Source organism: Bacillus sp. es.034, from assembly GCF_002563655.1.
Classification (GTDB): domain Bacteria; phylum Bacillota; class Bacilli; order Bacillales; family Bacillaceae_B; genus Rossellomorea.
In genome coordinates this window covers 1,389,908-1,402,585 of record NZ_PDIY01000001.1, presented here as the reverse complement: position 1 = coordinate 1,402,585, position 12,678 = coordinate 1,389,908, and the positions used below count along the sequence as shown (strand labels likewise).

Sequence of the window (12,678 nt, the reverse complement as noted above, 5' to 3'; positions counted from 1 at the left end):
AGAATAAAAAAGGGACGAGCCAATGTTTGACCCGCTCCCCGAATTGAATTATTTAAGCAGCTGCAAAATTCCCTGTGGCAGCTGATTGGCTTGAGCAAGCATCGCTTGTCCTGCCTGGTTCAGGATATTATTCTTCGTGAAGGCTGTCATTTCCTTCGCCATATCAGTATCCCTGATGCGAGATTCTGCTGAAGTCAGGTTTTCATTCGCTGTTTGAAGGTTAACCGTTGTGTGTTCGAGGCGATTTTGGATCGCTCCAAGCTTACTGCGTTCTTCCGACACCATGCGGATGGCTTCGTCGATACGCGTGATAGCTGATCTCGCCGCCTCCGTGGTGGAAACGTCGATTCCTTTTTCTGCGTTAATGCCCGTACCAAGATAAGCTCCATCAGCAGATCTTGCCAGACCAAGCTTGGCAGCATCCATCACTCCTAAAGACAACTTAAGAACCTCTGAAGAGTTCGCACCGATCTGCATGTCTAAATCAAGATCTTTATTCTTGTTTGCTTCGAAATTCATGTCTTTCAATTGAATGTCTAAGCCATTCGTTAAGCCATCATCGGTCTTGTTTGTTGAAAGGATTAAGGTATTGGCAATGGAATCCACACTATTCAATGCTTTTACTGATCCATCAACAATGCTTTGTGCTTTTGTTAGCACATTTTGAATGCTATCGACTACTTCAAATAGATTCTTATCTTTCACATCGATTATTGCAATGTTACCGTCAACGTACGCTGGCTGCGGCTGATTAGAGAATCGGATAGTTAATCCGTCCACTTTCAGTTCGTCCCCTGCATATGGAACAGCGTCATTCGCAGCTGGTACACCGCCAAATGTTAGTTGAGTTGAATTGGACGAGCTTGATGTGTCTTTTCCGACTAGGTTGGTAACAGTAACACCTGTCTCTGGAGAAACAGCCTTTATGGCATTGAACCCTGAGAAATTCATTGTGATTTTTTGTCCATCTGCAACCGACATATTCTGAGATGAAGCAAGAGTCAATGTGCCTGTGAAAGGCGTACCTTCAACTCCTCCAGTTGAATCGACAGCATTGGTAATGTTTGAATTAATAGAACCGCTAATTGGATCTTTAAACGTAGAGTCATTTAGTTCAACAGCTGTCTTGATGCTGTTCATCAGATTATTTACATTGGTTACTTTAGCAGCATCATTATTTGGGGCTGCCCAGTTTACTTTGACTGCAATATTTCCGTTTGATGTGATAGCTGAAGGTGCTCCGCTTGTTACTACTTCATATTTTTTATTATTAATGATAAACGTCTTACCTTCAATTTGAGAGGGAGTAGTAGAATCTAGTAATCCACCAATATTTTCAGAAAACTGAAGCTCAACACTAGCCGGCTCACTAGGCAGAGCCGTCACAACCCCGTTCCAAGTCCCGTTTCCAGCATAATTCACTTGATCAGAATTAATATAAGCAAAAGCATTCCCCTTCTCAGACCCACTCAACAACTTCTTCTGATTAAACTGAGTCGTATCAGCAATACGGTCAATTTCAAAAGTAAGTTGATCAATTTCATTTTGAACAGCCGTGCGGTCTTGCTCTTCAAGGGTCCCATTTGCTGCCTGGATGGAAAGCTCTCTCATTCGCTGCAGGATTTCATGAGTCTGGTTAAGCGCCCCTTCTCCTGTTTGGATAAGTGAAATGGCATCTAACGTATTTCGTTCCGCCATGTCCAGTCCGCGGATCTGGGAACGCATTTTCTCAGAGATGGCGAGTCCGGCTGCGTCGTCTGCCGCTCGGTTGATGCGCATTCCTGAAGATAATTTCTCTAAGCTTTTCGATGTATTGTTCATATTTTGAGCAAGATTGCGATAGGCATTCAATGCTTGGATATTATGATTGATTTTCATTATTCAGTTCCCCGTTTCCTGGTTTCATAGGTTGTTCTCATATACCATGACGTTTTTTTCATAGGCACTCGCTTTTTTTAGTAGCTGTCTATTGGATTGCTGCGATTTATTTTTCATGGACGTCCGCCATGCTGTTGCTAATTCTTCCGTGATGGAGACGACTTCCTCGAGTAAAGCGATCTCTTTATGTATATTAGCTTTGATCACAAGGTCCGCCATATAGTTATAAAGGGCATCCAACTGATCTGCCATGATGCCTGCTTCGTAATTTAATCCCACTCCGAGTCGTTCGAGAAGGTCACTTGCTTTTTTCAATTTCAGGTTTGCGTCTATGTATTGTTTTCCCTGAATATCCTTGATTGCTTCATGTGTCGTATCGATCAGAACTTCATATAAAAGTGCCGTGATCTCTTGTGATGACTTTTGATAAATGATTTCTTTCGTTATAAAATCCACCGTATGACCCCCCACAGTAAATATCGGCAGGAACCGACATACTTTTAGTTTTTAATTTCCATTTCTTCAATTAAAAGTAGAATTTCAGCAATGACCGAGTACAGCTGTGGAGGGACATTGTCTCCTAAATCAATATCCAGTAAGTTTTGCACCAGACCTTCGTCTTCCTGCATTTGAATATTATGCTGTTTGGCAAGTTCGATGATTTGCGTCGCCAATAGACCGGTCCCTTGTGCCACAACGGATGGCCCGCCTTTTTCAGACTCGTCATAGCGAATGACGGCTGCAGATGGACCATTGAGTTGCCGGCGTTTGATTTGATTATAATAAGACATCATATGGAAAAATCGTATCCTTTCTCCGTAATTGCGGGTTGCTTTCGTTCAGATAAAGATTCGCTTAGAGCATGTTCTTTTTTATGGAGAGGAGTAAATTGGATTTTACCTATTATATAACCAATCTTCTCCAGCCGTTCTTTTGCCAAAAGAGAGATGGGCTCCATTCTCTCCTTAAAGCCTTCCATATCGTTCTTGACCTTGATGGAAAGAGTTCGGTCTGAAGATGTAAGGGCGATGCCCACTTCCCCCAGCTTCTTCGTTTCGAATAAAAAGTATAGACTGCAATTTTCCCAATCGATTTTTTGCTGATCATTTTTCGAGTTGACAAAGACTTTGATATTCTCAAGTTTGTCTTGAAGCAGTAAAGGGAGTGTGAACATTAGGTTTTGCAGCCCGTTTGAATCATTCTTACTCAATAGCTGCTGACCGGTCACATTGGACAGAAGACCCTCCGCCTTTGAAGCCGTCTGACCATCTTCATGATGTGAAAGCTTCATCAACATATCCTTCAAGGAGGTAGGGAGTGGTTCCCTGGTTTTATCGGGACTCACTAAATGGTGGGCATGGTCAGCATCATGCGTTATACCTAATGTACGCATATATTCAAATGAATTTCTGGCTGTCGGCTCCTGTTTTAAAGCTTGCATGGCATGCTCGATCTGCTGTGCCCCCCTTTTGATCATAGGAAGCTGTTCGAGCTTGTTCATTTCTTCTGAAACATAATGTTTCACCCGGACATCCGACGGCTTGAAAATCAGTTTATCTACATCTGATTTAATGGAAGACACGATTTTATTCGCTTCGGCATAGGCACCTTTCGCTAATAATTTCTTGGCTTCAGCCAACTGGGTACTTGCCGTTAAAAGCTTTTTCTCCGTTTTCATATCAGCATAAAGCATAACGTCACTGCGGAGAATGGCCTGATCCAGCTTTTTGATGGTGGCTTCCAATAAAGGTTTGGCTGAAACGACAGCACGGCTTTTGTGCTGCTGGATAAGTTGTTCCACCATATGCAAACCTTTTGTTAAGTCGTTCTTTACATGTTTAAAGTCGATTGCGACTTGGGAAAGCTTTTTTGATATGCGCTCCACCATCAGGTTTTTGGATTGTACCGGAAGCGAAGAAAGCAGTTCTTCCTGTATGTGATACGTATCCCCGATAAAGGAGGCAGATGGCTTGGATTCATTTTTCGACATGGTTTCTTGATGAATCCGGGTTAAAGAATGTAGCAACTCCTGCCTTGCTTTCAACTCTTTCCCGCTCTCCTCGAGTGTTTCTGCATGGCTCAGAGATGCATCCAGTACTCTTTTATGTTCAGGACTTAAGCTCACTTCTCCGCTCGATAGGCTTGAAATCTGTTTCAGCACCTGCCTAAAGTCAGCTTCCTTTTTCACTGATGTAACGGCTTTACTTACAGCGTCTAATAAGACAGACTGCGTTTTCATCTCATTCTTTGTCTGGCCTTCCAATAAAACCTGGCCAAGTTTCTCGATATCAGGTGATTGAACCCCAACTGTCGTTTTGGGCGGCATGGTTTCAAGGGCAGGTTTAGAAGAAGGTTCTGGAACCTCCCCTTCAGAACCTGAAAGCCCTGGGGTAGACTCGATGACTCTTATCGATTGTACAAGCTTGACCGCGTCGCTGAGCTTGCTCGTCACTCCCGGCACTTGTCTGACTTCTGAGGGGAATGCATCCCTTATCTTTTGTACAGCAGCTTCGACTTTACCAGTCTCAGTTAATTCAGCTTTAATTGCTTGTAGGGCTTGTACTTTTTCCGGTTGATGCTTTACATTTTTTTCTATCAGGAGAATGGCTTCCTGAACTCTTTGAAAGGCTGCTTTTTTTAAAAGCTGGGATTTTGCTTCACTGATGGGGGCTTGATTTTTCACTTCTGCCGTTCTTCGGTGGTTTGCAGGATCTTTACCAAACTCGGGGTCGATGTCTTTCAATAAGGACTGAAGAGATTGAGCAAATGACTTGCTGTGCATCGCTTCGTGAACTGACTTCAATTGAATTTCTGACATCTTCAGATCTTTTTTTACCATCATCGATAAGGTTTCCAGCTTTTGTTGGACTGTTCCATTTTGAAGATCCATAAATGCTTTTATGGCTTGAAGTGTTTCTTTATCGATCGGAACTCCTTTTTGTAGAAGAAGATTAACGGCAGATTTGGTCTGTTCATTGGCTGGCAGGTTGCGAAGAAGTGTGCTTGTATCGATCTTTTCTTTTCTTAACAGTTCAGCGGGTAGTGGGATGCTCTTTACGCCAATCACGGATTCCTTCGTATCATTGACTACAACTGCAATTCGGTTCTGCAGGGGGACTTCCCCTTCAAATTTCACTTTCACTTCTTGTCCTTTAATTTGAAGTACTGCTTCATTTCCGGGCAGTCTTTCTTTGACAAGCGCATGGTAAACATCCCCTTCTTTTAACACTGTTCTGTGATCAGAGGGGATATGGGAAGAGACTTTCAGTTCAGGGTTGATTTGCACGATCGATTCACTCTCCACATTTCATTTAGCTATACGCTCGTCCTTGAGCATGGCAACGTCCATGTGTTTGGATTATTTTTTAAAGTAGTTGATCAGGTTCTTGGCTAATTCCTTTGAATCCACGTTATACGTCCCGTTCTCAACTTGCTGCTTTAGAGCTTCCACTTTCGCCTCGCGTTCTTTCGTGACATGGGAAACCTCTTGCAGGTTCTTCGCTTGGGAGGAAATTTCCACTCTATCTAACGGCTTTTTATCCTGCTTCACCTGGTTTACTTTCTCCGCATTCCGCTGATAAGGATTCACTTTCGGATTATGGATTGGATTGATTTTCATTTTCTTCCCTCACTTCCTTCCCGTTCTCGTTTGTATTCATTATATCGGATGAAAGTCAAGATTGTTTAATGATTCGCGGTGGGTATTTTATCCTGATTTCACTCTCTATTTTTCATTGTATAGTATGTCTTCTGTCCTGACTCTTTCACTTTGACCTTCCAGTCCTGTTCTGCTTCAAACTGCTTTAAATCGTTCAACAGTTCACTCGAACACCCTTCACATATCCTTCTCGTCCCAATAATCTTCCCACACTTATCACAGGGATAACCCATCTTCGGAAATTGCCTCGTCTGGATGCGGCCTTTTTTCACCCATTTATATAGAAGTTCCTCGTCTACTCCGGTCATTTCAATGACCCTTGCCATGGTCGCGGCACGATTCTCCCGCTTCTTCAAAAATTGGTAGACGGTCTCATACATATTTTCTCCTTCTCTATAACACTTGTCACACACATCACGGAATTTATTTTGCATAAAAATCGCGTTGCAGCGTGGACAGTTGATGATTTCTGACATATTGGTTTCCTCCCGGTGAAGCTTCTCTTACCCTTTATATCGGCAGAAAGGGGGATTGGTTTAACCCCTCGCGAGAGTCAGTGAAGAAACCTCGCCAGCCCCCGCTTCCTTCAGTAACTTCGCCGCCTGCCTCAACGTCGTCCCCGTCGTATAAATATCATCAAACAGCAGAACCGATTTGCCTTTCACATCACACTCCCCCAACTGAAAAACCTGCACCTGCCGAAGACGCTCAGCACGCGTCTTCTTCGACTGCTTTTCAGAATGCAAACGCGTGAGGATATGTGAGGGACGGACCTCTGATTCTTCCAGAAGAGCGGTAGATTGATTGAACCCTCTCTCATAAAATCTTTCATCGCTGAGGGGAATAGGGATGATATGGTCATATTCTATTTTTGCGAGATAGGATTTAATAGTATTCGAGAAGGCTTTGGACAACGCGTAATCCCCCCGGTATTTGTATTTGGCCAAGTATTCTTTTAGGAAATTATTATAGTGATACAATGAATCGTTATTATGGAGAATTCCCTTCCACCCCGGATCCATTTCCCACCGGTGGCAGTCCAGGCAGATCTCTTCTTTTACAAGATTGGAAGGCAATGCCTCCATTGAACGGGAACATCCCCTGCATCGCTCCCCTTCTATCTTCTCCAACTGACTCTCACATTCCTGACACAGAAATTGGGTTTCCCTGTAGAATAATCCCCTCCATGACCACACCTCTTCTACTCGGGTACTACAATTCAAACAGTCAGTGACCATGAAGCAACCCCCTTTTCCCCGCTTCCTTATTCATTTTGTCGATATGAAGAAGCGCCTTGATCATGTCCCTTGTGCGGCCATAATGAAAATACACGATATCCCCCGTTGGGTAGTCAGCGCTCCTTCCCACCCTGCCGGCGATTTGAACGAGTGCACTTTCGGTGAAAATCTTCTCTTCTGCTCCAAGGACGGCTACATCAATGTTTGGGATTGTTACACCACGTTCTAAAATGGTAGTCGTAAGTAAAATCGGAATTTCTCCCTGTCTCATACTCATTACTTTTTCTTTTCGTTTAGGATCTTCGGCATGAACCGATTCTATGAGAGGATGCATGTCTTGAAATAGAGGCAGGGCCTTTTCCATAAGGTCGACGGTGGGGAAGAAAATCAGGGCTTGTTTGGATTGCTGGAGCCTTAATAAGGTCCATTTTTTCAGTACAGGGGGAATTCGATTTTTCTTCAGGGATTTTTTCCAGAGTCCGCACCAGACAAACTTGGGAAGGGGAATCGGATGCCGGTGGAAACGGGCCGGTATTCCAATGAAGTTTCTTTTTCCCCGGACACATTCCTGTTGCGTTTTCTGATCCGGGGTTGCCGTCAAGTAAATGATGGACGATTGGGGCTTCCGGGCTTTTTCTACTGCCCCTTGCAGGGAGGAATCGTAGGAATAGGGAAACGCGTCGACTTCGTCTATGATCATGACATCGAAGGCTTCTTTGTACCTGTAGAGTTGATGGGTAGTAGAGAGAACCAGTTGACCATAGCTATGTCGTTCCTCGGAGCCACCGTACAGGGTGGTGATCCCTGTTTGAGGAAAGACTTTTTTGAGGCGGGGAGACAGTTCCAGGATGACATCGGTACGGGGTGCGGCAATGCAGACTCGTTTATTCTGTTGCAGCGCTTCATATATTCCTTCAAAGAGAACCTCGGTCTTTCCGGCTCCACAAACAGCCCAGACGAGGAGATCGTTGTTGGCTTGAACGGCAGATATCATTTGTTCCGAGGCTGCTTTTTGCGCCTCTGAAAGGGTACCGGACCATTCGAACGTTACCGGTGGAGACTCCGGTTCGGGACCATTCCACCTTATGAGCGGCGTGCACTCAGACACCCTCCCCATCATGATGCAATTCCGGCAGTAGGTGCATCCGGTGTGGCATCTGGAACAATTGAAGGTTGCAAATAGATGAGGTTTATTATTTCCACAACGATGACACTGACCCTTGTCCACACCCTTTTCATAAGAAACATAGCCATTCAAATAATGCTCATGGAGGGTATGAATTGAAAATGGAAACTCTTCTACTAATAAAGACCTTCCACTTAGATAGGATTGCAGTTCTGATGAAAATGGAAAGGGTGGATTGATTGGTTGTGGCGGAATAGAAGTGTATTCTGAGATTTTTTGGAGAAGGGGGTGTGGTTCTTTTAAAAGAGGCTCAGGGATTAACCTGTGATTCATTAAAGCAAAACGCAACTGCATCACTCCTTTTGTTGGATAGTGTTTTATTCTACATTGGAGGTTGAAAATCCTTCCTATTAAAAAATGGTGCCAGGCACGAAACGTTCGTATCGTGCCTGACACCGTGAATCTTGATCACTACTCACTCATCTTCCGAGCCCAGCCCATCCCCATCGATCCTTCACCTAAATGAGTCCCGATGACCGGACCAAAGTAACTCACATTGAATTCCACGTTCGGATACTTCTCCTGAAGCTCGTTTTTCCATTCAATCGCTTCTTCTTCCCGATTGGCGTGGATGATGGAAGCTTGATAGGCTTCGCCGGACGCTACCGCTTCTTCAAGCATTCCTTCTACCCGCTTCAACGCTTTCTTTTTCGTGCGGATTTTTTCAAATGGAACAATGACTTTGTCCACGAAGTGCAGCAGTGGTTTTACCTGTAACAGGCTCCCGATGATGGCCTGTGCTTGGGATAACCGTCCTCCCCGCTGCAGGTGGGCGAGGTCATCGACCATGAAGTAGGCCTGTACGGATTTCTTCATTTCATCCAATAACCCGACGATTTCTTCAGCCGTTTTTCCTTCCCGGGCAAGGTTGGCCCCTTCGATGGCGTAAAAGCCTTGGATCATGCAGCTGATTTCAGAGTCATAGGGATATACTTTAATGCTTTTGACCATTTCACCTGCCTGCACGGCACCTTGATAGGTACCGCTGATTCCACTGGACAGGTGAATGGAAATGACGGCATCGTAGTCCTTGGAAAGTTTCTCGAATAGCTCGACGAATTGTCCGACCGGGGGCTGTGAAGTGGTAGGAAGCTTTTCCTGGATGCTGACTTCTTCGTAAAATTCGCTTGCCGTAATATCAACTTCTTCTTGATAGGTTTCTCCTCCGAAAATGACGCTGAGAGGAATCATATGTATGTTGAGTCGATCACGCAATTCTTTCGGGATGTAGGCGGTACTATCCGTTACAATTGCCGTTTTCATATAGAATTACCATCCTTATGTTTTATTTTTAATAGCCTTTGCTATGCGTTAGTCTACCTTATGTATCTTACTCATTTTATATGAAAATAAGTTGGTTTGCATTAGTTTCTGGGGAGTTTCGGTGGCCGGAAACTAAACAAACGTTTGACTGGTACGCTCACCCCTTGTGGGACAAGGGATTCAACATACTAATCAAACGTTTGTTTAAAGGTCTTACCTCGTCCCTGCCGGCAGGGATGTGATGATTTTCTTGGATTTTCGGGACGATAGGAATACCCCTGCGAATATGATCAGCAAGCCCAAAATGAGATTGTGGGTCACTGGTTCCCTAAGAAGCACGAATCCCCAGATCATCGCCGTACCCGGTATCAGGTACGTCACAGTCGAGGCAAATTCGGGGCTCCCGTTGGTCATGATGTAGAAATACAGGAGTGTTGCTACACCCGAACCGAGGCAGCCCAGTCCTAAAATGCCGAGGATGACCTCTCCTGTCGCCAAATCACCGACAGAGATGGGATCCGTGACCATCATGCCGACAAACCCCACCGCAGCCCCGATCAACAGCTGAAAGGTGGAGATGACGACTACACTGGTTCCTGCCAGGTATTTTTTCGTGAACTGGGAAGCAAAGGCGTAGCTCATCGTGGCCAGTACCATCGTTCCCACCCCGACAAAATCAGACGAGAAAATGCCGCTCACTTCAAAGTTCATGAGCACCAGGATGCCGATGAAACCGACCGCGATCCCGATCCATTGAAATCCCGTCAACACAACGGAGAAGAATAAAAATCCAACCAACCCTGTCCAAATCGGAGTAGTCGCGTTCAGGATGGACGCGGTATTGCTGTTGATTTGCGTTTCACTTAAGGCGATCAGGGTCCAGGGAAGGGCAGCATTGCCGATTCCCACAACGAGGAGTTTCCATAGCGGAAGTGGTTTCTTCCCTTCTCTTTTCCTCTGTATGAAAAAGATCGGAAGAAGCACGAGGGCCCCTGCCAGGCATCGTAAAAACACCGTCCCCCACACTCCTGCCGGTTCCACCAACCATTTTATAAAAACGAAAGACATACCCCAGATCAGGCTTAAGCCGATTAGAGCCGTGTATAATCGTGCCAAACTGGCTCCCTCCTCTCTTCTGTTTCCGAAATGTATACTTTAGTAGATGAATAGATGTTATAGCATACTTTTTATATGTTCTATCCTATCTTATTACCCCTCAAAAATAAACCAGCAATTTACGGGCTACCAGGTCTTTACATAACTTTTACATTTTTCAAATAAATCATACTTTTACACCATTTTTATTTCATGTTGATATGCTAGCATGTAATTGTTTGACAATTAACTACATAAATAGGAGCGATTCTTTTGAAAAACACATCCAATAAGAAAAAAGTCATAGCTGGTAGCGCATTAGCCCTTGGCCTTCTGATTCCTCAAGCCACTCCTTCCATTACTTATGCTGAAGTCATGGACAAAGATATTGTAAAGCTTCGTATACTTGAAACAACCGACATCCACGTGAACCTCGCAAACTATGATTACTATCAAGATACAGTGACAGATAAATACGGACTCGCCAAAACGGCTACCCTCATTAAACAGGCACGAGCTGAATCACAGAACTCATTATTGTTCGATAATGGAGATCTGATCCAGGGAAATCCACTTGGAGATTATGTAGCAAAAGAAGACCCGCTTCAAGATGGGGAAATCCACCCTGTCTACAAAGCGATGAATCTGCTGGACTATGATGCCGGGAATGTCGGGAATCATGAGTTCAACTATGGTCTTGATTTCCTCGGTACATCATTAAAAGGCTCCAACTTTCCATATGTGAATGCCAATGTGTATGTAGATGATAAAGACGGGAATCCAGACAATGATAAAAACTATTTTAAACCGTATGAAATCCTTGATCGCACGGTAGTCGATGAAGACGGTGAAGAGCATGCAATCAAAGTCGGCGTCATCGGTTTCGTCCCTCCACAGATCATGCAGTGGGATAAAGGGAACCTTGAAGGAAAAGTCGTTGCCAAAGACATCATTGAGACTGCGAACAAGTTCGTCCCTCAAATGAAGGCTGACGGCGCTGATGTGATTGTCGCGATCCCTCACTCGGGTATCGGTAACGTCACACAGGAAGGCATGGAGGAGAACGCAACGTATGACCTTTCTAAAGTAGATGGAATCAACGCGATTTTGTTCGGCCATTCTCACGGGGTCTTCCCTTCTGATTCGTATAGCAGGATTGAAGGGGTAGACGTGAAGAAAGGAACGATCAACGGCGTCGGATCAGTCATGCCTGGTTCCTGGGGAGATCATCTCGGACTCGTTGACCTTGAACTGGAATTGAAAGATGGAAAATGGGATGTGACGAATACCCAGGCTACCACCCGCTCTATCCTGAATCCAGACGGAACGCCTGCTGTTGAGGCTGACCAAAGCATCCTCGACGCAGTGAAAGAAGAGCATGAGGCGACGATTGAATGGGTCCGCAGTGCAGTCGGGGAAACAACTTCTCCAATCAATAGTTATTTCGCTCTTGTCAGTGATGATCCTTCCGTTCAAATCGTGACAAACGCACAGAAATGGTATGTTGAAAAGTATATCAAAGGGACTGAATATGACGGCATCCCTGTTCTATCTGCAGGTGCCCCGTTTAAAGCGGGTACACGAGCGAATCCTGATTATTATACAGACATCCCGGCAGGTGAAATCGCCATCAAGAACGTATCTGACCTGTACCTTTATCCAAACACGCTTCAAGCCGTACTGCTTACAGGTGCCGACGTGAAAGAATGGCTTGAAATGTCTGCGGGTCAGTTCAATCAAATCGACCCTTCTACATCAGAAGAACAAAATCTTGTGAATGGTGACTACCGCTCCTATAACTTTGACGTGATTGACGGCGTCACCTATGAAATCGATGTGACCCAGCCTTCTAAATACGATGCTGAAGGCGCTCTTGTAAACAAAGACTCAAGCCGCATCAAAAACCTAAAGTTTAATGGAAAATCCATCGATCCTAACCAGAAGTTCATCGTGGCCACCAATAACTATCGTGCAAGCGGAAAATTTCCTGGTGTGAAAAACTCAGAAATTATTGTGAAATCACCAGATGAGAATCGGAACGTGATCATTGATTACATCATGGATAAAAAGACCATCGATCCGGAAGCGGATGGGAACTGGTCGTTTACCCCTGTGAAAGGTAATACGAATATCGTTTTCGAAACGTCCCTGAAAGCCCAGAATTACATCAAGGATGCGAGAAAGTATAAGTTCCTCGGGGAAAAGGACAGTGGGTTCGGTAAGTATTCGATCAAACTGAAAGAAAGCGATGGAACGAATCCCGGACAGGAAATGAAAGAAAACCGCGGGTTCATCACAAACCTCATCTCGAATGTGGCTAATCTCTTAAAATAACGGGCAATTCCAGGAACCTCCAATTC

11 protein-coding genes are annotated in these 12,678 nt (G+C 44.6%); 1 reads left to right on the top strand and 10 read right to left on the bottom strand.

Annotated features, from left to right (window positions below; genetic code table 11):
• Positions 1 to 48: 48 nt before the first annotated feature.
• From ATG71_RS07095 to ATG71_RS07050, 10 genes are all read right to left on the bottom strand, one after another.
• A complete protein-coding gene (locus ATG71_RS07095; protein ID WP_098439014.1) occupies positions 49 to 1,878 on the bottom strand; it encodes a flagellin N-terminal helical domain-containing protein in 1,830 nt (609 codons plus the stop codon).
• 24 nt (positions 1,879 to 1,902) lie between these two features.
• The gene (gene fliS, locus ATG71_RS07090; RefSeq protein ID WP_098439013.1) at positions 1,903 to 2,334 is read right to left on the bottom strand and encodes a flagellar export chaperone FliS; all 432 of its coding nucleotides are present in this window, start codon (positions 2,332 to 2,334) and stop codon (positions 1,903 to 1,905) included.
• 44 nt (positions 2,335 to 2,378) lie between these two features.
• Positions 2,379 to 2,672 carry an EscU/YscU/HrcU family type III secretion system export apparatus switch protein gene (locus ATG71_RS07085; RefSeq protein WP_098439012.1) on the bottom strand — a complete coding sequence of 98 codons (294 nt, stop codon included), beginning with the start codon at positions 2,670 to 2,672 and terminating at the stop codon, positions 2,379 to 2,381.
• On the bottom strand, positions 2,669 to 5,164 hold the full coding sequence (locus ATG71_RS07080; protein WP_098439011.1) for a hypothetical protein: 2,496 nt from the start codon (positions 5,162 to 5,164) through the stop codon (positions 2,669 to 2,671). The genes ATG71_RS07085 and ATG71_RS07080 overlap by 4 nt, the downstream gene beginning before the upstream one ends.
• A 72-nt stretch (positions 5,165 to 5,236) precedes the next feature.
• Positions 5,237 to 5,497, bottom strand: coding sequence for a flagellar biosynthesis anti-sigma factor FlgM (gene flgM / locus ATG71_RS07075; RefSeq protein ID WP_098439010.1), 261 nt, complete (start codon positions 5,495 to 5,497; stop codon positions 5,237 to 5,239).
• A 98-nt stretch (positions 5,498 to 5,595) separates the two neighbouring features.
• Positions 5,596 to 6,012, bottom strand: a complete 417-nt coding sequence (locus ATG71_RS07070; RefSeq protein WP_098439009.1) for a TIGR03826 family flagellar region protein — start codon at positions 6,010 to 6,012, stop codon at positions 5,596 to 5,598.
• A gap of 60 nt (positions 6,013 to 6,072) precedes the next feature.
• Positions 6,073 to 6,774: a ComFC family protein gene (locus ATG71_RS07065; RefSeq protein WP_098439008.1), complete on the bottom strand. Its 702-nt coding sequence runs from the start codon at positions 6,772 to 6,774 to the stop codon at positions 6,073 to 6,075.
• Positions 6,764 to 8,248, bottom strand: coding sequence for an ATP-dependent helicase ComFA (locus ATG71_RS07060; RefSeq protein ID WP_098439007.1), 1,485 nt, complete (start codon positions 8,246 to 8,248; stop codon positions 6,764 to 6,766). The genes ATG71_RS07065 and ATG71_RS07060 overlap by 11 nt, the downstream gene beginning before the upstream one ends.
• A gap of 123 nt (positions 8,249 to 8,371) precedes the next feature.
• Positions 8,372 to 9,223, bottom strand: a complete 852-nt coding sequence (locus tag ATG71_RS07055) for a DegV family protein (protein ID WP_098439006.1) — start codon at positions 9,221 to 9,223, stop codon at positions 8,372 to 8,374.
• A 213-nt stretch (positions 9,224 to 9,436) separates the two neighbouring features.
• The gene (locus ATG71_RS07050; protein WP_098439005.1) at positions 9,437 to 10,339 is read right to left on the bottom strand and encodes a DMT family transporter; all 903 of its coding nucleotides are present in this window, start codon (positions 10,337 to 10,339) and stop codon (positions 9,437 to 9,439) included.
• A gap of 252 nt (positions 10,340 to 10,591) precedes the next feature.
• Here ATG71_RS07050 and ATG71_RS07045 point away from each other — a divergent pair, with 252 nt between their 5' ends.
• Positions 10,592 to 12,652, top strand: a complete 2,061-nt coding sequence (locus ATG71_RS07045; RefSeq protein WP_483295301.1) for a bifunctional 2',3'-cyclic-nucleotide 2'-phosphodiesterase/3'-nucleotidase — start codon at positions 10,592 to 10,594, stop codon at positions 12,650 to 12,652.
• The last annotated feature ends 26 nt before the right edge of the window (positions 12,653 to 12,678 follow it).